This window comes from Faecalibacterium sp. i25-0019-C1 (genome assembly GCF_042854225.1).
Taxonomy (GTDB): Bacteria; Bacillota; Clostridia; order Oscillospirales; family Ruminococcaceae; genus Faecalibacterium; species Faecalibacterium taiwanense.
In genome coordinates this window covers 660,928-680,814 of sequence record NZ_AP031428.1, presented here as the reverse complement: position 1 = coordinate 680,814, position 19,887 = coordinate 660,928, and the positions used below count along the sequence as shown (strand labels likewise).

The 19,887-nt window shown below is 44.2% G+C and carries 19 protein-coding genes and 6 pseudogenes; 21 read left to right on the top strand and 4 right to left on the bottom strand.

Annotation, left to right across the window (positions count from 1 at the left end):
- Window positions 1-13: 13 nt before the first annotated feature.
- The 7 genes and pseudogenes from ACGHUK_RS03310 to ACGHUK_RS03280 form a co-directional block, all read left to right on the top strand.
- A pseudogene (locus ACGHUK_RS03310) lies at window positions 14-235 on the top strand (DUF3801 domain-containing protein); the annotation flags it as partial.
- Window positions 235-804: pseudogene (locus tag ACGHUK_RS03305) on the top strand (C40 family peptidase); the annotation flags it as partial. The pseudogenes ACGHUK_RS03310 and ACGHUK_RS03305, both read left to right, overlap by 1 nt.
- 14 nt (window positions 805-818) lie before the next feature.
- Window positions 819-1,076, top strand: coding sequence for a DUF4315 family protein (locus tag ACGHUK_RS03300; RefSeq protein ID WP_002304378.1), 258 nt, complete (start codon window positions 819-821; stop codon window positions 1,074-1,076).
- Complete coding sequence (locus ACGHUK_RS03295; RefSeq protein WP_002578950.1) at window positions 1,066-1,749, top strand: DUF4366 domain-containing protein; 684 nt, start codon at window positions 1,066-1,068, stop codon at window positions 1,747-1,749. The genes ACGHUK_RS03300 and ACGHUK_RS03295 overlap by 11 nt, the downstream gene beginning before the upstream one ends.
- A 151-nt stretch (window positions 1,750-1,900) precedes the next feature.
- A complete protein-coding gene (locus tag ACGHUK_RS03290) occupies window positions 1,901-3,133 on the top strand; it encodes an ATP-binding protein (RefSeq protein WP_002304383.1) in 1,233 nt (410 codons plus the stop codon).
- A 177-nt stretch (window positions 3,134-3,310) separates the two neighbouring features.
- Window positions 3,311-3,625 (top strand): annotated as a pseudogene (locus tag ACGHUK_RS03285) (toprim domain-containing protein); the annotation flags it as partial.
- 87 nt (window positions 3,626-3,712) lie between these two features.
- Window positions 3,713-3,995 (top strand): annotated as a pseudogene (locus tag ACGHUK_RS03280) (DUF6061 family protein).
- A gap of 813 nt (window positions 3,996-4,808) precedes the next feature.
- Here ACGHUK_RS03280 and ACGHUK_RS03275 read toward each other — a convergent pair.
- Window positions 4,809-5,165: a helix-turn-helix domain-containing protein gene (locus ACGHUK_RS03275; protein WP_270478675.1), complete on the bottom strand. Its 357-nt coding sequence runs from the start codon at window positions 5,163-5,165 to the stop codon at window positions 4,809-4,811.
- A 167-nt stretch (window positions 5,166-5,332) separates the two neighbouring features.
- Here ACGHUK_RS03275 and ACGHUK_RS03270 point away from each other — a divergent pair, with 167 nt between their 5' ends.
- The 14 genes and pseudogenes from ACGHUK_RS03270 to ACGHUK_RS03205 all read left to right on the top strand — a co-directional run.
- Window positions 5,333-6,049: a LytTR family DNA-binding domain-containing protein gene (locus tag ACGHUK_RS03270; RefSeq protein ID WP_270478677.1), complete on the top strand. Its 717-nt coding sequence runs from the start codon at window positions 5,333-5,335 to the stop codon at window positions 6,047-6,049.
- Window positions 6,037-7,359 (top strand): sensor histidine kinase, encoded by a 1,323-nt coding sequence (locus ACGHUK_RS03265; protein WP_270478679.1) that lies wholly within the window; start codon window positions 6,037-6,039, stop codon window positions 7,357-7,359. Before ACGHUK_RS03270 ends, ACGHUK_RS03265 begins: the two co-directional genes overlap by 13 nt.
- Before the next feature lie 95 nt (window positions 7,360-7,454).
- Window positions 7,455-8,018, top strand: a complete 564-nt coding sequence (locus ACGHUK_RS03260) for an accessory gene regulator B family protein (RefSeq protein ID WP_270478682.1) — start codon at window positions 7,455-7,457, stop codon at window positions 8,016-8,018.
- 15 nt (window positions 8,019-8,033) lie between these two features.
- Window positions 8,034-8,186: a hypothetical protein gene (locus tag ACGHUK_RS03255; RefSeq protein ID WP_270478684.1), complete on the top strand. Its 153-nt coding sequence runs from the start codon at window positions 8,034-8,036 to the stop codon at window positions 8,184-8,186.
- A 257-nt stretch (window positions 8,187-8,443) separates the two neighbouring features.
- Window positions 8,444-9,175 (top strand): hypothetical protein, encoded by a 732-nt coding sequence (locus ACGHUK_RS03250; RefSeq protein WP_270478686.1) that lies wholly within the window; start codon window positions 8,444-8,446, stop codon window positions 9,173-9,175.
- A 24-nt stretch (window positions 9,176-9,199) separates the two neighbouring features.
- Window positions 9,200-9,457: a hypothetical protein gene (locus tag ACGHUK_RS03245; RefSeq protein ID WP_223388074.1), complete on the top strand. Its 258-nt coding sequence runs from the start codon at window positions 9,200-9,202 to the stop codon at window positions 9,455-9,457.
- Between the two features lie 99 nt (window positions 9,458-9,556).
- Entirely contained in the window at window positions 9,557-9,874 is a 318-nt protein-coding gene (locus tag ACGHUK_RS03240) for a DUF3847 domain-containing protein (RefSeq protein WP_390507694.1), read from the top strand.
- A gap of 269 nt (window positions 9,875-10,143) precedes the next feature.
- On the top strand, window positions 10,144-11,721 hold the full coding sequence (gene mobQ, locus ACGHUK_RS03235) for a MobQ family relaxase (RefSeq protein ID WP_390575766.1): 1,578 nt from the start codon (window positions 10,144-10,146) through the stop codon (window positions 11,719-11,721).
- An 889-nt stretch (window positions 11,722-12,610) separates the two neighbouring features.
- Window positions 12,611-12,952, top strand: a complete 342-nt coding sequence (locus ACGHUK_RS03230; protein ID WP_097786354.1) for a replication initiator protein A — start codon at window positions 12,611-12,613, stop codon at window positions 12,950-12,952.
- A 223-nt stretch (window positions 12,953-13,175) separates the two neighbouring features.
- Window positions 13,176-13,358 carry a hypothetical protein gene (locus tag ACGHUK_RS03225; protein WP_005924684.1) on the top strand — a complete coding sequence of 61 codons (183 nt, stop codon included), beginning with the start codon at window positions 13,176-13,178 and terminating at the stop codon, window positions 13,356-13,358.
- 81 nt (window positions 13,359-13,439) lie between these two features.
- Window positions 13,440-15,077, top strand: a complete 1,638-nt coding sequence (locus tag ACGHUK_RS03220) for a recombinase family protein (RefSeq protein WP_390574974.1) — start codon at window positions 13,440-13,442, stop codon at window positions 15,075-15,077.
- Complete coding sequence (locus tag ACGHUK_RS03215) at window positions 15,064-16,884, top strand: DNA topoisomerase (RefSeq protein ID WP_117506259.1); 1,821 nt, start codon at window positions 15,064-15,066, stop codon at window positions 16,882-16,884. The genes ACGHUK_RS03220 and ACGHUK_RS03215 overlap by 14 nt, the downstream gene beginning before the upstream one ends.
- A pseudogene (locus tag ACGHUK_RS03210) lies at window positions 16,881-17,294 on the top strand (LPD16 domain-containing protein); the annotation flags it as partial. The gene ACGHUK_RS03215 and the pseudogene ACGHUK_RS03210, both read left to right, overlap by 4 nt.
- Before the next feature lie 338 nt (window positions 17,295-17,632).
- Window positions 17,633-17,941 (top strand): annotated as a pseudogene (locus ACGHUK_RS03205) (23S rRNA (uracil(1939)-C(5))-methyltransferase RlmD); the annotation flags it as partial.
- Window positions 17,942-18,529: 588 nt separating this feature from the next.
- Here the strand turns inward: ACGHUK_RS03205 and ACGHUK_RS03200 are convergent.
- The 3 genes from ACGHUK_RS03200 to ACGHUK_RS03190 are packed head-to-tail and all read right to left on the bottom strand — an operon-like array spanning window position 18,530 to window position 19,791.
- A complete protein-coding gene (locus ACGHUK_RS03200) occupies window positions 18,530-18,973 on the bottom strand; it encodes a hypothetical protein (RefSeq protein WP_015534247.1) in 444 nt (147 codons plus the stop codon).
- Between the two features lie 3 nt (window positions 18,974-18,976).
- Window positions 18,977-19,435, bottom strand: coding sequence for a DUF1700 domain-containing protein (locus ACGHUK_RS03195; protein WP_015537323.1), 459 nt, complete (start codon window positions 19,433-19,435; stop codon window positions 18,977-18,979).
- A complete protein-coding gene (locus tag ACGHUK_RS03190; RefSeq protein WP_015534245.1) occupies window positions 19,432-19,791 on the bottom strand; it encodes a PadR family transcriptional regulator in 360 nt (119 codons plus the stop codon). Before ACGHUK_RS03190 ends, ACGHUK_RS03195 begins: the two co-directional genes overlap by 4 nt.
- Window positions 19,792-19,887: the final 96 nt, after the last annotated feature.

Genomic DNA, 19,887 nt, shown 5'->3' with positions numbered 1-19,887 from the left:
GAGGTGATGAATCATGCAGGAAGAAGTTGAAAACAGAACAGTAAACCTGGCGATCAGCACAACCAAGCTGACGGGGCGCACTATCATTGCCGGTATCCGCAAGTATTTGCAGCACCGGGAAAAAGTGAAGATGAAAAAGGCACGAGACCCTGCCGTTCATGGAAAGCAATCCGTGAAACAGCTTTTGGGACAGAATCAGGGTGCTACGAATGTTGAGATCGACAAAGAGAGTATGTGAAGCTCAGAAATAAGGGCTTGAACAGTGTGATTTCAAATTCCGGCTTGTCGGAAGATGATATGGAGCGATATAGAATTTTGCTTCAGACAAGGGGCAACAGACCGGATATTTTCGGAAATGACATTTACGCCACCCCTGGCGGCGAGTACACCGATTATGATATTCCGGGCGAAGCGCTGACAGACACAAGATTTGCCAATATGATTCGGGAAGCTGAAAAATATCTGGGATACCCGTATGTGTGGGGCGGCAGCAGCCCGTCTACCTCCTTTGACTGCTCCGGATTTGTTTCCTATGTAATCAATCACTGCGGAAACGGTTGGAGTGTTGGTCGTTTGACCGCAAACGGTTTGATGGGCGTATGCGACATTATCCCGAAAAGCTCTGCCAAACCGGGAGATTTGATTTTCTTCCAAGGCACTTATGATACCTCCGGTGCATCACACGTTGGTATCTATGTTGGCAATGGTATGATGATCCACTGCGGAAACCCCATTTCCTACGCTTCTATCGAATCGAATTACTGGCAACAGCATTTTTACTGCTTCGGCAGAATCAGAAACTAAAGGAGGGATGGCGATTGAGTGCCAAGTTAGACAGAATAGGTGCAGACCTTGAAAAAGCCCGTAAGAAACGGGCAGAATGGGATGCTAAGGTGAAAGACCTGGAACGCAGATACCGTGAGGAGGAAAATTCCGAAATCCATGAGATGGTTCATGCTGCGAACCTGAATCCCGAACAGCTTTCCGAGCTGCTCCGTATGTTTGCTGCGGATATGGCTCCGAAGCCTGATACGATCAATACTATGAATGAGGAGGAAACGCAGAATGAGATTTAAGAAAATTGGAGCCGCATTGCTGGCGTGTGCAATGTGTTTTGGCGTGTTTTCTACAACGGCATTTGCCTATGTAGATGAAAGCGTAGCGACTGAAGAACCTGCGGTCGAAGAAAAAGTTCCCGAAACAGAGCCGGAGGAGCCGATGCTACCGCTTACTCCCGACGGCAATCTGACTTTGGTTGATGACGCTGGCTCGCCTACGAAAAGCGGAAAGCAGTTCATTACCGCTGTAACCAAAAACGGAAACTACTTCTATATCATCATTGACCGTGATGATAAGGGCGAGGAAACCGTGCATTTTCTGAATCAGGTGGATGAAGCCGACCTGCTCAAGCTGATGGACGAGGAAGAAGTTGCAGAGTTCACCAAGCCGGTTGAGGAAACAAAGCCGGAAGTAGTTGAAACAGTTCCTGAAATTACAGAACCGACACCGGAGGAAAAGCCGAAATCCACAAATATGCTCCCGGCGATTCTTACTCTGATTGTGCTTGCCTGTGGTGGTGGATTCTTCGTATTTAAGAAAGTCCAGGAAAAGAAGAAGGCACAGGAAGCGGCAAAGCCTGACCCAGATGCTGATTATGTGGACGATGACGAGGACTATGGGTACGATCCGGAGTTTGAGGACGACGATGAAGATAGCTCCGTCGATGAAGATGATAATGAACCTGTGTAAACAGGATAGGCTTGATGCCTGGGGCAGCCTTCGGGTTGCCTTTACATAGTTTCCGCTTTCAAAAAATAAAAAAATTTGCGTTTTTGAAAGTGACATCTTGCATATACTATTAGCAGACAGTATAATAAGTACAGCGAAGCGGTTTCGAGAAATGAAAAAACTTCAATTTTTGAAAGCGGGTGACTATATGAAAACAATCACGAGAGCAAAATATCTCGATAGAATCATTGAACTGAATGGTACTCCTGACATCAAGATCATCACGGGCATTCGTCGATCTGGTAAGTCCAAATTGATGCAGGCGTATATTGCGTATCTGAAAAGCAATTTTGAAAACATCAATATTATCTTCATCGACTTCATGGATTTGGCGTATGAAGAAATCAAGGAATACCATGCCTTACACGCCTATGTGGAAGAACATTATCAGGAAGGAAAAACGAACTACCTGTTTGTAGACGAGGTTCAGATGTGTCCCAAGTTTGAGTTGGCAATCAATAGCCTGTACTCTAAGGGAAAATACGACATCTATGTAACAGGCTCTAATGCTTTCCTGTTGAGTGCAGATCTGGCAACTCTGTTTACCGGACGCTATATTGAAATTCATGTGTTTCCTTTCAGCTTCCAGGAATATTGCCAGTATTATGATGATATTAGTGACAAAGATAAGCTCTTTGATGAGTACGCTATCAAGGGCGGTTTAGCAGGTTCCTATGCTTATAGAACCGAAAAAGACAGAACAAACTATATCAAAGAGGTCTACGAAACGATTGTTACAAGGGATTTGGTACAGAAATATACTCTCCCGGACACTTTGGTTTTACAACGTCTGAGCGAGTTCCTTATGGATAATATCAGCAACCTGACTTCTCCGAATAAGGTCAGTCAGCTACTGACAGCAAATGAGACTCCAACCAATCATGTAACCGTCGGCAAGTACATTAAGTATTTGTGCAATGCTTTTGTATTTTATGATATTAAGAGATATGACATCCGAGGTAAGAAATACCTTGAAAGCTCTGAAAAGTTCTATTTGTGTGACAGCGGTATTCGATATGCAATACTGGGAAGCAGAAATATAGACTATGGCAGAGTATATGAAAACGTTGTTTGTATCGAGCTTCTTCGCCGTGGATATGATGTCTATGTCGGCAAGCTCTATCAAAAGGAAATCGACTTTGTTGCTCAGAGAGGTAGCGAAAAGATTTATATTCAGGTCAGCGACAACATTTCCGGGCAGGAAACATTTGAGAGAGAATGCTCTCCTCTGCTTCAGATTCGAGACGCTTATCCGAAAATGATTATTGCCAGAACCAAACATCCCCAATATAGCTATGAAGGAATCGAAATTCACGATATAGCCGATTGGTTGCTACAAGAATAAGCAAGGTGAAATATCTCCGTCATTCTCTTTTGAAATGATGGAGATATTTTTATTATGACGGAGATTGTAGAACAGAAAATTGTATCAGGTTGCAAAAATCCTTTCCGAACTTTTTACATAGCAGTCATGCACTACGGTGTGTGGCTGCTTATTTTTTTGTGAAAGGAGCAGATGCAAATGAAATTAGTTTTGGCTGAAAAGCCTTCGGTTGCACAGAGTATTGCCAAAGTGTTAGGTGCTGCCAAGCGTGAGGATGGCTACTTAGAGGGAAACGGATATGTGGTCAGCTGGTGTGTAGGGCATTTGGTGGAGCTGGCACAGCCGGAAGTCTATGATGCGAAGTACAGCAAATGGGCTTATGCAGACCTTCCTATCTTCCCGATGGACTGGCAGTATGAGGTTTCTGCCGGTACGAAAAAACAGTTTGGGATTCTGAAAAAGCTCATGGCCAGAGAAGATGTTGCGAGTCTTGTGTGTGCAACAGATGCAGGATGGTGCGGTTAGGTGACTTAAGAGAAAGAAAAAGAGACCTCATATCGTTGAAAATCAAATTTCAAAATCATTAAAGGAGCTATTCAAATGAAACGAAATCAGAATTTCGACCATAATCACTCTCAAAAAGTGCTTTCCTGCCGCTACAACATGGACACCAACCGGGTGGAAGCCCGGTTCGGGGATGGCACTACCCTTTCCATCGACTGCATCGTCATTGAGGACGAATATGGCAACACCCCGGCACAGCGAGCAGAACTGGACTGGCTACTTATATAACAAGCCCTTGGAATATACCCAGCTTATGCTGAGTGGGGAAATCGAACATTATCTTTCACTTGGTTGCGATCACGGTAGACTAGAAGATTGACCTTTTTTCATAGAAATGTGATTGGCTGTTACAGAATGGCTCTTCAAAAAGCATTACAGAAAATCCGGAAACTTTTTTGAACCATAATAACTCAAAAAAGTTTCCGGATTTCTGTTTTTGTACGATTGCTATCGTATTTTCATTTTGCAATAGTTTTCATAATTGACCATTGTCCATTACAGAGAATATAGGTCTCTTCCTATAATTGGCTGACATTTTATAGCACACACATTTATTTCTGCATGGAATACCCACTGCTTCCATAAAATATTTACTCGAATAATTTTCCGCAAAATGGACAACGATCTTTCACTGTTAGTACAATTGAAAAGTGCTTCCCACAAAAAGGACAACGACGTGTTATAAAATCAAAAATATAGTCTATCAAAAGTACAACAACAGCTGCTATACGAAACTCAAATGCCCATAGTGCGCATACGACTATTGCTATGAAGATGAATACAGCTTTGCATAATGTGAGTTTTGTTTGGAATTTCATTTTTTATTCTTCTTTCAAGCATTTTCCTTATAAGACGGAAGATTATACGTTTCTTCAACTCTGCATTGGAATCACCCTTTCATGTAAAAACAAAAGACACGAAATTGTTACGTCCACCTTAATTCTTAGATTAACTATTGATAGCATCAAAGCACAATAATCAATCGCTGTCCATAATTTTGTAACAACAGAGAGAAAACTTGTAACGAAATCGGTGTAGCTGCAAATAATATGACCCTCAACACTGGGCATCCAGTATTGAGGGTCATATCTAAATAATCTTTTTGTACCAGCACTTTATTGAAAATCAATCGTTAACCAAAGGCTTTTATTATGTCATGAAGAATTTCCATTTGCTGCGGCGAAAGATCATTTCCTTTTTGACTTGGTGAAAGCAATTCATCACGGAGTTTAATCAAAGTTTTCTTTTGCGCTTCAGTCAATCCAGAAAGAGATAGTACTTTTGGCGCATCCAGTCCTAGGAGTTCATCTGTTGAAATGCTAAATAAAGACGAAATGCTTGCAAGAACATCCAACGGAATTGCATGTGCATCACTTTCATATCCACTGACCGTGGATACAGCCTTATTTAACCGTTTAGCCAAGTCCGCCTGCGTCCAGCCACGACCTTCTCTCAGCTTTTTTAGCTTTTCTCCTAAATAATGCTCCATTCCCGTACACTCCTATCCTATATAAAGTGTACTATTTGAAATTTCAACATAATCGTACTATACTACATATAATGTTCGATTATGTTGAAATTTGATTGACTTGTGAGGAGCAGGGCTGTATGTTGTGTGATAAAAAGCATTCCCTTGTGCAATGGAGGGATTTCAAAATGAATGTCTTGGTTTGTGACGATGACCAGCAGATCGTTGATTCTATTATTGAAGAACTCAAAAAGAAAAGCGAGGAAACGCATGTATCATCAAGATTTTATGGTTTTTCTCAACCAAGCCAAATAGACTTATCACTTCCTTATGATATTGCGCTTCTGGATATTGATATGGGCGAAACAAATGGAATTGAGCTTGCCAGAAAGTTACGAGCGAGCAATGAAAACATTGTGATTATCTTCATTACGAATTTCATTCAGTATGCTCCAGAGGGATTTGAGGTTCAAGCCTTTCGATACTTACTAAAAGCAGATCTCTCTGCTAAACTTGATTCTTACTTTGATTCAGCCGTCCAAGAAGTGCTTCGGCGGAAACAGCTTATCACAATTTCAATCAACTCTGAAATTATCGATGTACCTGTAAATGACATTCTGTATTTAGAATCTCATCGAAGAATCATTGTCATGCACCTGTTGGACGAAAAACGTCCAGCATACCAGTTTTACGGTAACATAACGGAACTATCCGAAAAAATTGAGCCACTCGGTTTCCTTCGTATTCAAAAAAGCTATCTTGTCAATATGCACTATGTCGAAATCTTTCAATACAATAAAGTCCAATTGCGCGGTGGTCTTTGTCTGGCTCCAAGCGAAAAGAATTATAGTGAGCTAAAACAGAAATATTTACACTGGCGAGGTAAAAGTAGATGGATGCTTTAATCAGTTTGGTTTACACAATCATAGATTCAGTCTGTGTATGTCTGTTTTTAGACGCTTTTGCTTCGCACCGTTGGAGGGATCATAGATTCCTTGTCGGTGTAATAGTTCAAACTATTTTAATGTATGCATCTATTGAATTCAGTGTTATTGCCTTAAATCGAAACCAAATCGTCAAAATTCTCTTGATTCTACTATCCTGCTTTATTGTTGCCAGAACTCTATATGAAAATATCTCAGGAAGGTTTTTATTATTTCTTATTGTTGTAGAATATCTCTTGACTTATAGTTTATCTTTTGCAGTCGGAATGCTTGCAACTTCGGTTTGTGGGATGGATGCTCAGACGTTTCAAGCCGATAAGACTTTATCTCTAATCTATGGAATCTCTTATTATTCTGCTGAATTGTTTATTATTGCACTGTTTCGTAAAATAATGCTTCAGCGTATAGGCAACAGACCCAGAAGCGATGCTCAACATTCGCAGCTGATACTGTACTTTCTATTTCCATGCGCATCGTTTGTAATGCTTGTGATCCTACTTTACGTTACAAGCGGTCATAATATAGAAGAGTTTGTTTCTGCTGGCTGTTGTATTCTCATTTTTATTTCAAATGTCGCAGTCCTCTTTTTATTGGAGCGAATGGAGTATGCCGCATTGGAAAGAGAACAGTTATTGATGCTTAACCAGCAGATTCAGCTGCAATCGAAAAACATGACTTCGGCAAGCGAACTTTATTCTGCCCAAAGGAAAAAAGTTCACGATTTTCGAGCGCACCTGAATATCCTAAATCAATTGATGAAGAATCAAGAGTATTCTGCCGCTGAAGAATATCTTGAAAAAATCACCGAACAGCAAACTGATCGGCTATTCCTTGTCAACACACATCATCCCATCTTGGACGCACTTTTCAATACAAAAGCCGCCGAAGCAACTCAAAAGAAAATCAGCATTGATTTTGAAGTGAATGATTTATCAAATCTTCCATTTGATGCCTCTGATATGGTAGTACTTCTATCAAACCTTTTGGATAATGCCATTGAAGCGTGTCAGCAGTATGATAAGGGCGATAAAGCGATTCATGTCATGGCCGTTGCACAGCAAGACTTTTTTGTCTCTGTCCGAAACACATCGGAACCTGTTGTAATTATAAATGGTTCCATTCCAACTACAAAACCAGAACCACAGCTACATGGTTTTGGACTTGCGAACATCCGGCTGATTCTTGAAAAATACAGTGGAGAGTATACGATGTTCTATGAAAATGGGTGGTTCCAGTTCACCGCTGATATACCGTTCACTCCGATTTCGTGACAAAAGAAGTCCATTTCGTTACATTATTGTGGAAATTACGGCTCAACTTGTGTATTCTTTCTTTCAAGAAAGTTCTTTTAATGAGGATTGTCGCAATGAAAGATTTTGCAATGCAATTAACACAAAAGTGCGTGTCGATGGGATTGCTTGATGAATCTTATTCTGAATGGTTTGCATATAGCATCGAAAAAAGAGTGGCAACCTTATTAACTTGGCTTGTGCAGTGTCTGATTGGTGGTTTTTTCTTTGGCTGGACCTTAACAATCTCATTTTCTGTGTTCTTCCTCTTAATTCGGAAATACACAAACGGTTATCATGCTGCTACTTATAGTAAATGCCTGTTCCGTTCCATTTTATTAGAAGTAGTTCTTCTTGCTTCAATCTCCTACGTTTTCCGTACAGGCTTGGCGTTGTTTTTCTTAACTATAGTTTCTGATGTTACAATTTGGTGTATTGCGCCGGTTAACAATAAAAGCATTCATTGGTCAACAGATGAATTTAAGGCTGCAAAAATAGCTGTTCGTTGGTTATTATTGATTCTAAATATTTTTGCAATTTTGTTGGTGGGAGTTCAAATTGCTCCTTCCATACTACAAGGGTTGGTCGCAGCATTGACTGCTGATGCAATAACACTATCCATTTCACGCTGTCAAAATTGAAAGGAGGGCATACAAATGAAAATTCAAGTCAAACAGTTCACCAAAAAGAAAATTGAAGCTCTGGTAAAGAAGGATATGCAGGAGTGGCCTCCGGGTTGTGCGGGCTGGATGTATCAGCCGAAGCGTCCCTATGTACCTGAGAAGCATCTGCAAGAAAAACGAAAATAAGTTTAATCCTGAGATGGCATGGTTGCTTTCCTGTTTCACCAACAAAAAGCACTATGCCATTTTTCTTTGTTGGTGACTCCGATTTCGTTACGAATTTTCTCCATCTTATTACAGAAACGTAGACAATATTGCTTGCTGCGTATACAGTGTAAGAAAGGATGGCACAATGCACAAATCGAAAGGAGTTACTCCGATGCAGCAATATAGCTTTGAATGAAATTCAAACTTATCCATTTAATGAGAAAGGATTGCTTATTATGAAACATAAAAAAGTATCACAGCTTTTAGCTGCTTCGCTTTCTTTCTTGATGATTGCGATGCTTTGCGTTTCTAGCGTTGCAATGGAACCTTCTATGAGAATCGGCAGTGTCACCGTTCATTCTTCGCTCTTTGCTAAAATGGCTTCTGAATCGCCGGAAAAAGATTTGATTACCCAATCTAATATTGTTAAGGCAACCGATGAAATGATTCAGTTCGAAGAAAAAAACGTTCTGGATGTTCAACATTTGGATGATGGTTCGTCCCTTACTTCCTATCGAAAAGATGTCGCAACCATTCTGCCTAGCGAATTTCCAACATCTATAAGCCCCAGTGCAGATGGAAGCATCAACCAAGATTCTTGGGACTCAAGCAACACCGTACGAGCATATACTACAATTTATTATGATATTGTTAAAGACTCCGGCGATCGTTCGTATTATAAGTTGACAAAGGTTACTGGAAAGTACTATTGCAATAACTCTGCAACAAAAATTACGAGCCAAACTCTAAGAATTGGTCAAACTGGATGGACGAGTAACGGATATCGAGAGCAGACCAAGGATTTTGACATTCCTGCATCTCAGAAAAACTGGACAAAATACCCTGATTCCTCTTGGGCTGGTGTTCTGGTAGATGCGACAAATCACGTTGGCTGCTACTATGTTGTCAATATTGCTGCAAAGACCGGAAAGACTTGGTATGTTGAAATTTCAAATAATATCCGATAACCGTTTTTGAGCAAGGAGTTTTTTATGCTACCGTTTTTCAATCAAAAAGAGCTGGTTGTTTGCTCGAATCAATCTCAATACCAAAAATACACATCTCTTTTAGAAAAAGAAGGAATCGGATATAGAACAAAAGTACGCGATTTATCATCACCGTCTCTGTTTTCAATGGGAACCCGTGAAAGAGCCGGAACGGCATTTCAAAAGGTCAATTATCAAATGCTCTACACAATATATGTTCGCAAAGCCGATTACGAACGCGCTGTTCACGTTATCACTGTTTGATTAAACCACCAAAACCATATACGCTTTTCCTCGCCAAACAATCAGTTGCAAAGCAGGTCTGATTGTTTGGCTCTTTATTTTGCAAAGGAGCGTGATGCCATGACCGAACCCAAATCCGACCTTGCCTATCTCCGCAACGAAAAAGCCAAAGCAGAACAGAAGCTGCGCTCTTGCCAGCACCGGGAAAAGATCCTTAAACGCAGGATGTCAGAGCTGAACCGGAGAGAGCGTGTGCACCGTCTTTGTACTCGTGCCGGAATGCTGGAAAGCTTTCTGGTCTGTCCGGGAGAACTGACCGACGATCAGGTGATGGAGCTTTTGAAGATCTCATTCCGTCAACCTGAAGTCGTGCTGGCGCTTGCAAAGATGGTGCATGACGTTCACGAACGAAGCAACGTCCAAAACCCTTTAGAATAAAGGGCGCAATTATACACCGTTCCGGTGAAATTGCGGTCTTGCAGACGGCTCGATGAAATCGAAGCTGGCGTTTGTGCGCCAGCCCGATTCCATCCCAAGGAAAACTGCATTTTCCTTGCGCTGCTTTGCAGCTATCCTTTTGCGGCTCCCGCCTAAGAACGAAGCGCACAGCACTCCGTTCCAAGGCGGCGAGCAAAACCGAATACGATTCCAGACCGTTCACCAAGAGCAATCTTGCTGGGCGGTCTTTTTGTTTGGGGGTGATGCCTATTCCGTGTCCGCATTTCAAAATCACGATCGTCAAGCGCAGCCAAGGGCAGTCCGCTGTTGCCGGGGCCGCTTACCAGAGCGGCGAACGGCTGTTCAGCGAGTACGACCAGAAAACGAAATTCTACAACAAGAAGAAAGAACTTGTCCATGCCGAGATCATGCTGCCGTCCCATGCGCCGCCCGGATATGCAGACAGGGCAACGCTCTGGAACGCCGTAGAAGCCGTGGAGAACCAGTGGAACTCCCAGCTTGCCCGGCGCATCGTGCTGGCGTTCCCGGTGGAGGTGCCGAAGGAGCAGTATTTGTCCATGATAAAAGAGTTTTGTCAGGAGCAGTTTGTTTCCAAAGGGATGATTGCCGATTTTGCCATCCACGACAAGGGAGATGGAAACCCACACGCCCACATTCTGCTGACGATCCGAGCAATGGACGAACACGGCAAGTGGCTTCCAAAAGCCCGCAAGGTCTACGACCTTGACGAGAACGGTGAGCGCATCCGGCTCGCTTCCGGCAACTGGAAGTGTCACAAGGAAAACACGGTGGACTGGAACGACCAGAAGTACGCCGAGGTCTGGCGGCATAGCTGGGAAACCATCACCAACCGCCATCTGGAAGCGGCTGGCAGACCAGAACGTGTTGACCTGCGCTCCTTTGAGCGGCAGGGCATCCAGCAGATACCAACGGTTCACCTTGGTCCCGCCGCACACCAGATGGAAAAACGCGGCATCGAAACTTTTCTCGGCAATCTGAATCGTGATATTCGAGCCGCCAATAGCCTGATGCAGTCCATCCGCAGTGCGATTCGTGGGCTGCAACGCTGGATCGCAGACCTGAATGAAAAGAAGCAGCTTCTTCTGGACGCTCTGGAAAAGGCGAAGGAACCCACGCTTTCTGATTTGCTGGTGGACTACTTCAACCTTCGCAATGAGCAGCGCAGCGATTGGTCTGGTAAGGCAAAGCTGAAATGCACCGTTCGGGACTTCGAGGAAGTCAAGCAGACGGTGGACTACCTGAAAGCCCATTCCCTGAACACCATTGAGGATTTGAACCAAGCCATTGACAGCTTAAACCAGACCGTCGCTCCTCTCCGCAGGCAGTTGAAGCAGAACGAAAATCGTATGCGGGCAATCACCCAAATCAAGGACGCTGCCGCCGTCTATGCTAAGCTAAAGCCCATCCACGACACCTTTATTAAGAAAAACTTTAAGCTGACCAAGGACGCTTATGCTGCCCAGCACAAGGAAGAACTGGACACCTTCAACAAAGTCGTCCGCACCCTGATGAAGCTGAACGGCAGCACAGCGGTGGATTTTTCGGCATTGGATGCCGAATTTTCTGCGCTGCAATCCAGCAGCGCAGAGCTGCACACCCAACTGGAAACCTTGCAGCCGGACGTCTCCGCACTGAAAAATATCCGCAAGTATATCGACATGGTGCTGAATAAGCAACAGCTTTCTGCACCGGGCGGTAAGATGCCGGAGAAGGAATCGGTGCTGAAACAGCTGGAGCAGTTTCAGCAGAAAAAGTCCCACCACAAAACGACTTCCACTACCCCAAACCGCGAAGAATCGCTCTAAACGATCTTTCTGTCACCGATATGCCGTTGCAATCAGTGGCAGAAATACATAATTCGTTTTTGTTGGCTTTTGGCTATTCTCGTTGGCTAGTGAGTAAAGGCGCATTTTTAAGGTGGAAATTTTCTCCAACACCCCCCATTTTAGGCCACTTTTTCTGTTAATAGTAGAAACGCTTCTTTGAAGGCTAGTCATTTGTGACCTTTTTGTTAATTCTCAAAAAGATGGTTGTCTTTTGGTCTTTTTCGTCGGCTACCTATTGAGAGGACTTTTTCAAAGCCGGAGATTCGGTCTCAAGAATTACAATTCAATTACAAGTTTCTCACCAATGCTACGAAACAGGCGTTCTCGATGCCTACCAAGTGTAGGGCATCTTTTTCAAGACCACTTTCAACTTTAGGCACTGCCATTGTTGCAAAGTTCCGTCCTCCATCGGTCGCCCCATGGGTCAATGTTATTTTAATCAAACAGCCACCTCAACTATATTTTCCAAAAACTTTTCAACAAATTTCTTTTTCAGGCTATTTTTTGGCCGTTTTCGATGGCTCGTAAGTAGAGGGACAATTTTTCGGAAGCCTTAAATTCCGAAGATTTTCTATAAAACTCCGTTCTTTGAAAACAGAATAGTTCAATCGTCCGGTACTTCACAAAAGGTACTTCTGTAACTCGCAGCCCGGTCATAACGAAGACGGGGTGGCTGAAATGCCAATGGTGCGGTGCAAGCCCGCCGCCGGACGATTCCCCACTCCTAGGGAAGTCGAGGACCAATATGGGAGACCTTAACTTATTAACGCAGTTGAGCACTTGTTTCGTGCTTTTCTGCGACTGGAGAATTGGAACCCACCAATTCTCGTTACATACTCTTTGTTCCTGATTTCTGCTTCAGCTGGAGGTGATCAACATTTCAGAATATCTTACCACGCAAACTCTGCTGCCGCCGTTTCTCCCATACCCACGCTTCCTTTTGGAACTTGACCTGAGCCAGACTGCAAAAATGACTTATGTGCTGCTGCTTGACCGTGCCACGCTCTCGCAGAAAAATCTCTGGATAGATGAACGTGGTTTCGTGTTTGTCATTTTTACGATTTGCTCTTTGGCTGAGCAGCTAGGGCGCAGCACGGTCAGTGTTTCCAGTGCGCTTAAGGAATTGGACGCTGCAGGATTGATTGAGCGCAGACGAACGCGGTTTTCTTCGCCCAATCACATCTTTGTGAAAATTCCAAATGTTGAATAGTTCTGCGTTTTTCACGATTCAAGAACCGCCAAAATCACGATTCTGTGATGCAGATTCTTAATGGCATCTGCAAAAGAGATTTTTCCTATGCAGTATAGCAGCCTTTAAGACTGTATCAAAGAAAACTTTCACCTAACCAACGTAATAAAACAAAAAGAGAAAAACGAATAGAATCCATCCATTCCTTTCCGTATTTGCACCACATGAATGAGGAGGTCTGCCCTTGAACAAAGAAAAATCTGAGAAGAAGCCCACCACACGCAAACGTGCGCCGAGAAGTCCGAAGTCCGTGCGCCTGATCGTGGAACGCCATTATATCGGCAATGTGCCGATGAATACGCTTTTTCAGCGGCTTGCGGAAGAAGAAATTCGTAAAACTGCCGAATCGTATCTCGCCGCTGGCTAATTGGACGTTTTACTGCGGAAAAGGGCTTGCATCATCACGCAGCATCCGCTACAATGTGATTGATGAGGTCTCTTTTCCATTATGGAGGTACACATGGAAAAGGACAAAAAAGTAACTGCTTTATACTGCCGGCTGTCAAAAGATGACGGTTCAAACAGCGAAAGCCTGAGCATCCGCACTCAAAAGGCGATGCTTATGGAGTATGCCACACGCAACGGTTTCGGGAATTGCCAGTACTATGTTGATGATGGTTACAGCGGTACGAACTCTGACCGCCCTGCCTTTCAGGAACTTCTGGATGATATCCGGGAAGGAAAGGTGGCAACAGTCATTACCAAAGACCAGTCCCGACTTGGACGCAACCACATCGAAACCGGAACGTATATGGAAATCTTCTTTCCTGAACACGGTGTCCGCTATATTGCAATCAACGATGGTTATGATTCCAACGAGCAATCTCAGATGGATATTGCCCCGTTCCGAAACATCATCAATGAAATGTACGCTAAAGACACTTCCCGAAAAATCAAGAGTGCCCTTCGGACACGCAAGAAAAGCGGAAAGTATATCTCCAGCGGCGCACCGTTTGGCTACCAGAAAGACCCTGCCGACCACAATCACCTTGTGATCGACCCGAACACCGCCCCCGTTGTTGAGTATATCTATTCAATGGCAGCGGAAGGGCTGGGGCTTCACCGCATCGCCAAGCGGCTCCACGATGAAAAAGTCTTGAAGCCGTGTTACTACAAGAAAGAGATGTTTGGCCGCTTTATTGATGATGAAAAGATGTATGATTGGGACAGTGCCTATATCAGTCAGGTTCTGCACAGCCCAGTCTACGCCGGACACATCATCTACGAAGCCAAGCCCACCGTGTCCATGAAATCCAAAAAGCGGCGTTATATTCCGTTTGAAGAACGCGCTATCGTTCCGAATACACATGAAGCAATCATCCCACAAGACCGTTGGGAGAACGTGCAGCGAATCCTTTACAGCCGTTCCAGTAGTTTTATGTGCGATAAGACCGACTACGACAATATCTTCAAAGGCATCGTCCGCTGTGCAGACTGCGGCAGAACGATGTTAGTCAAGGTTGAGCACAGGCGCAAACGTAACAGTGTTCTGGATCAGACCTTTTATTGTTGCAGCACTTATCGGAAATATGGTGCGAAAGCCTGTGACTCTCATAATTTGGAAGCACGTGTTCTGCATGAAGCTGTCTTTGCGGACATTCAGGCACACGCAAAGGCCGCTGTGAGCAATCGGGAAGCCCTTGTGAAGAAGATTGCAACTCAGATGCACCTCCGGGTGTCCTCTGACCGGGCGCAGCACAAACGGGATTTGAAGCAGTGTAAAGCACGAATCGCAGAAATCGAAGACCTGTATGCAAAACTTTATGAGGACGTATCAAAGGGACTTCTCCCGGAGAAACGTTTTCAAATGCTTGCAGATCGCTACGACAAAGAACAGGCTGAACTGACCGAGAAGATTGAGCAGTACGAGCGGGAAGGCCGTGCTGAACACGATCAGCTGGACAAGATTCAGGATTTTATTGATGAAGTCAGCAAGTACGCTGGCATCACCGAACTGAACTATAAGATTCTGCATCAGCTGATTGACAAGATTCTGGTATCCAAAGCGGAAAAGGTCGATGGCGAATACGTCCAGAAAATCCAGATTTTCTACCGCTTTATCGGCCCATTGGATGCCATCGAGTAACAAAGTCAGAAAAGTCACCTCCGAGAACTATCCTACAGATGCCGGTCGTGAGGGCGAGCTGATCTTTCGGTTGGTGTACCACAAAGCCGGGTGCAGAAAGCCGTTTGAGCGGCTTTGGATTTCCTCGATGGAAGATGTAGCAATCAAGGAGGGCTTTGAAAATCTCAGGTCTGGAACGGAATATGATGCTTTGTATGAAGCAGCACTGTGTCGAGAACGAGCCGACTGGATTGTTGGTATTAACGCTACTCGACTTTTTTCGACCCTTTACGGGCAGACCCTGAATGTTGGTCGTGTTATGACCCCTACCCTTGCTATGGCTGTTATGCGAGAAGCTGCCATTTCCGCATTCAAGCCTGAACTGTTCTACACAGTTCAGATTGGATTGGATGGTTTTACGGCTGCAAGCGAACGCTTCAAAACCAAGGCAGCAGCCGAAGCTGTCAAACAAAGCTGTTCGGTGGCAATCGTTCAGAAAGCTGAATGTAAGGAGAAAACAGAAAAGCCGCCTGCGCTCTATGACCTGACCAGTTTACAGAGAGAAGCCAACCGTGTGCTTGGCTACACGGCACAGCAGACCTTGGACTACACGCAGAACCTCTATGAAAAGAAACTGGTCACTTATCCCCGTACCGACAGCAGGTTTCTGACGGAAGATATGGCACATAGCCTGACCGACCTCGTAAAGCTGGCTTTCCACACATTCCCCGTGGAGGATGTGGATAACATACCAGTTCATGCAGAGCAGGTTGTGAATAACAAAAAGGTCACAGATCACCATGCCATCATTCCGACCAGAGAATTGCAGAAATGCAATCTGAGCGAACTTCCCAAGGGTGAACTTGCAATTTTGCAACTGATCTCGAATCGGTTGTGCGTAGCTGTTGGCGATCCGCACCGATACGCAGAGACAGTTATTGAGCTGGACTGTGGCGGTACCGTGTTTTCCACCAAAGGCAAAACTGTTGTGCAGGATGGATGGAAAGCTCTGGTTCAGAAAAATGATTCGACAAAATCCGACGAAAACGTGCAGACACTCCCTTCTGTTTCCGTTGGTGACGAAATGACCGTCAGCGGCACGGAAATCAAGGAAGGGAAAACATCTCCCCCTAAACACTTTACCGAGGATACTCTGCTTTCTGCTATGGAAACTGCCGGTGCGGACGAAATGCCTGATGAGGTGGAGCGCAAAGGTTTGGGAACGCCTGCGACCCGTGCCGGTATCATTGAGAAGCTGGTTCGCATCGGTTTTCTGGAGCGTAAGGGTGATAAGAAAACCAAACACCTGATTCCGACCCACAAGGGTACGGCTCTGGTAACAGTCATGCCGGAACAGATTCAGTCCCCATCCATGACGGCGGATTGGGAAGAAAAATTGTTGCTCATTGAGAAAGGCGAATATGCCAGCGAGGACTTTATGGACGAGATCAAAGATGTGATTGCCGGTCTGATTCAGAACTATGAAGTAATCCGTGATTCCGAGGTTATGATGTCGAAAGAAGCCAATTCTATCGGCAAATGCCCGCTCTGCGGCAGTGCTGTAGAGGACAAAGCCAAGGCATTTTTCTGTTCCAACAGAGCTTGCAAATTTGCCCTCTGGAAAAACAATCGCTACTTTGCGAGCATCGGCAAGAGCATGACTTCTGCCACGGCGCAGAAATTGCTTGGTTCCGGCAAGGTAAAGCTCAAGAATTGCAAGTCCGAAAGAACGGGCAACACCTTTGATGCCACCGTCTTTATGGAGGTATCAGATGATGGCAAAACGAAGTTCAGTATGGAATTTGAAAATGGAGGAAAGCGCAAATGACAAATGAGTACAACCCGGATGGTAAGGAAATCCGATTTATCGACAGCCATTATAAGGATTTGTTTCATATCCCCGATGGCAGCTGTGTGCAGATTCACTACCCGGATGAAATGGTTGTGAAGCCCTGCACCTTCATTGACGAGTATCATACGCAGATCGGATACAATGTGTTTCATATCTGCCAGTTTGCAGAAATTATGGAGCGCAACGGCGCAAGCTATATGCCGGAGCCTGAGATTATGGGCGATGAAGCCGCATGGAAGGTCGGAAAGGATAGAATCCTTGCGGTGCAGACCTGCGAAGATGGTTACGACTACACCCTGTTGGATGAAAACTACAACGAGATTGATGGCGGTCAGGTTGATAACCCTGAACTGTCCATGCTCGAAGTCCGCCGGGATATTCTGGAATCCTTCGGGCTGGAGCGCCGGGAACTGCGGGCAATGTTCTATGAGGATGTCATGGAGCAGGCTTTTGAAGTCGGCAGACAGGCGGTGGTGGTCAATGACCCTATCGCTGAGCTTGCTTTTAAGCTCGACCGTTTTGCAGAGAACTTCGACCCCTATGAATATATGGATCAGGTCGATGATGTGCAGGCGCATATCCAAGAAATCAAGGCAGATCTTGCCGCTGGTAATACGGCTCCGTATCGTGAGTTCCTGAATACAGCCATTGAAGAAGCCCGTGAGGAAACTGCGGTTGAGGTTGCCAAAGTGCTGAAAAGTCAGCTGGATAAGCTCGACTCTCCGAGACGGTTGTTTTGCTTTCCAAGGGAGAAATCGACTCAAAGAAGGTGCGGGTGGAGTTCTCGCTGGAAGATATGGATATGTCCGGCTTCCAGAAGGGCGCGACTTATGAGCAGATCAAGGCGTATGTGTTGGAGCATACCGGTTTGAAGGTATCTTCCCTGTACATCTCACAGATAAAGCGCAAGTGCGGGCTGGATGTGGGGCAAAATTATAACCTGTCAAAGAAGGAAGATGCCAAAGTGCCAAAATGTCCGCCGGAGAAGGAAGCGGCGATCAGGGATGCGTTGAAATATTTTCAGATGATTTAAGAGTCTATTGAGCAAAAAAGCAGTAAATCAATTTCAGATTTACTGCTTTTGCTGGCCGGGCCGGTGAGCTACGAGCATTCATGACTTTTTGATAACTTGTTCCATACTGATATATTAAGCGGAAAGTTGTGGCCCTGTTTTTTCAGAGGGAAACGAATGCTCCTTGAATATATCCCACAAAATATGCCATCGCTATACTCAGTGCAATGCAACATATACATAGTATTTCAGCAATTACCTTTTTTTCGATTATTTCATTTATGGACTTTCCGTAATCAATAGTAGACCATACCATTGAAAGCAAAAATAGAATTGAAATCCATTGAGTATGAAATGATAGTCCCATGCTAACAAATACATAGTTTGAGATGATGTAAAAAGCGCTTCTGACTACAACTTCTGTCACTTTTACAATCCGATTTCTCATAGAATTCTCCCTCTCTGATAATACTGTGGGCGGCAGCACTCCTTGCTGTCGTCCCTTGATTGCCTATCTGCAAAGGCGGGCGGGGCTGTCAACGGCGGCGCTTGCGCCGTTCATCTTGACCGTTGACTGGCTCGGCTGGCTTTGCTATTCCGTGATCTCTTTCAGTTATTGTCAAAGGAAATGTAGATAGTTAGACTATTGGGTATGTAGCTGATACTTAACCACTTTTCGTCGTTTGATAAAAGTGTCCCGATAGAAACATAGTTTTCTCCCTCGATTTCCTCTGACACATTTTCAATTACGGAAAAGCCTTCTTGGTTCAAAAGCTCCATATACTCGTTATAGTCGTTTTCGCTAATACCGGTAAGGTTGATATTACAATTCTCATGTTCTGTATCAAGTGTAGCCCATGCAACCGTACCAGGCGCAACAGGAAGCCCCTCTGTGTACTCATTCTCAGGCCAAACACCCTCGTCCAATTTTGTAACACTATTAGATTGCGTATTGTTCTCATTGCTTGTCGGTGTAGATGAGGTATTTTGATTAGAACACGCAGCCAAAAAAATCATAATCATGATTGTGAATACAGAAATATATTTCTTCATTGGTTACCTCCTGTTTTTGTGTATGGTTCGGATAATTAACAAAAGAGCAATAGCTGTTGCTGCAAACCCAATAGCCAAAAGGATTTGCGAAATATCAAAGGCAAACGCGCCCTCAATCTGTATATTTGTTGTCGCGTCGGCTTGTCCGATTGCTCCTTCTGGTACTTTTCCTGATTGTGTAACAGCATATACCGAAAAGGCAGCAGCCGCGATAACAAGCGCAGCAAGAGTAGAAATGATACCGTTCCTTTTTTTCGATTTGGTGTTATCAATGCCAAACTGTTCTGCGGTGCTGTCTGCAAATTCTTTTGGCGTCCCCAAACGCTGGATAATCTGCTGCTCTGTTTCTCCATGCTCCATAGCAGACGCAAAAACTTCATTCAAGTCACGTACAACCTCTTTTTTCATTTTGCGTGGTAAAGATAGTTCCTTTTCAACCTGTTTGATATATTGTTCTTTCATTTGGATACCCTCGCTTGTTGATAACTTTCTATAAAGCCGTTTACGCAGTTTTCATAGCTTGACCAAAATAAGATTAGTTCATCAAGTACATTCCTGCCTTTATCCGTTAAAGAATAATACTTTTTTGAGCCGCCATTTGCCGCAGCCGGAGCCAATCGGCATTTGATTAGTTCTGCTTCCTGCAAACGATACAAAATGGGGTAAATGGTTCCCTCTTTCGCATATCCCAAAACAGACGCACTATTGTTCAATTCAGTTATAATTTCATATCCATAAGTCTCCTTGCGTCCGATTAGGCATAAAAGTATCATTTCCAGAGAGCCTTTTTTGAATTGCTGGACATATTTGTTATTCATATCGTCGCCTCTCTTTAGCTTTGCTATTTAGGATCGCTAAGTAGCAACTATATTATATCTCTTCCGAAGTATCAGAGTCAATAGGCTTAACGAAAA

Coding starts and splice junctions, on each gene's coding strand:
- ACGHUK_RS03295 (WP_002578950.1), top strand. CDS start 1,066: ATGAGATTTAAGAAAATTGGAGCCGCATTGCTGGCGTGTGCAATGTGT.
- ACGHUK_RS03290 (WP_002304383.1), top strand. CDS start 1,901: ATGAAAAAACTTCAATTTTTGAAAGCGGGTGACTATATGAAAACAATC.
- ACGHUK_RS03275 (WP_270478675.1), bottom strand. CDS start 5,165: ATGGAGCATTATTTAGGAGAAAAGCTAAAAAAGCTGAGAGAAGGTCGT.
- ACGHUK_RS03270 (WP_270478677.1), top strand. CDS start 5,333: ATGAATGTCTTGGTTTGTGACGATGACCAGCAGATCGTTGATTCTATT.
- ACGHUK_RS03265 (WP_270478679.1), top strand. CDS start 6,037: ATGGATGCTTTAATCAGTTTGGTTTACACAATCATAGATTCAGTCTGT.
- ACGHUK_RS03260 (WP_270478682.1), top strand. CDS start 7,455: ATGAAAGATTTTGCAATGCAATTAACACAAAAGTGCGTGTCGATGGGA.
- ACGHUK_RS03255 (WP_270478684.1), top strand. CDS start 8,034: ATGAAAATTCAAGTCAAACAGTTCACCAAAAAGAAAATTGAAGCTCTG.
- ACGHUK_RS03250 (WP_270478686.1), top strand. CDS start 8,444: ATGAAACATAAAAAAGTATCACAGCTTTTAGCTGCTTCGCTTTCTTTC.
- ACGHUK_RS03245 (WP_223388074.1), top strand. CDS start 9,200: ATGCTACCGTTTTTCAATCAAAAAGAGCTGGTTGTTTGCTCGAATCAA.
- ACGHUK_RS03240 (WP_390507694.1), top strand. CDS start 9,557: ATGACCGAACCCAAATCCGACCTTGCCTATCTCCGCAACGAAAAAGCC.
- ACGHUK_RS03220 (WP_390574974.1), top strand. CDS start 13,440: ATGGAGGTACACATGGAAAAGGACAAAAAAGTAACTGCTTTATACTGC.
- ACGHUK_RS03215 (WP_117506259.1), top strand. CDS start 15,064: ATGCCATCGAGTAACAAAGTCAGAAAAGTCACCTCCGAGAACTATCCT.
- ACGHUK_RS03200 (WP_015534247.1), bottom strand. CDS start 18,973: ATGAAGAAATATATTTCTGTATTCACAATCATGATTATGATTTTTTTG.
- ACGHUK_RS03195 (WP_015537323.1), bottom strand. CDS start 19,435: ATGAAAGAACAATATATCAAACAGGTTGAAAAGGAACTATCTTTACCA.
- ACGHUK_RS03190 (WP_015534245.1), bottom strand. CDS start 19,791: ATGAATAACAAATATGTCCAGCAATTCAAAAAAGGCTCTCTGGAAATG.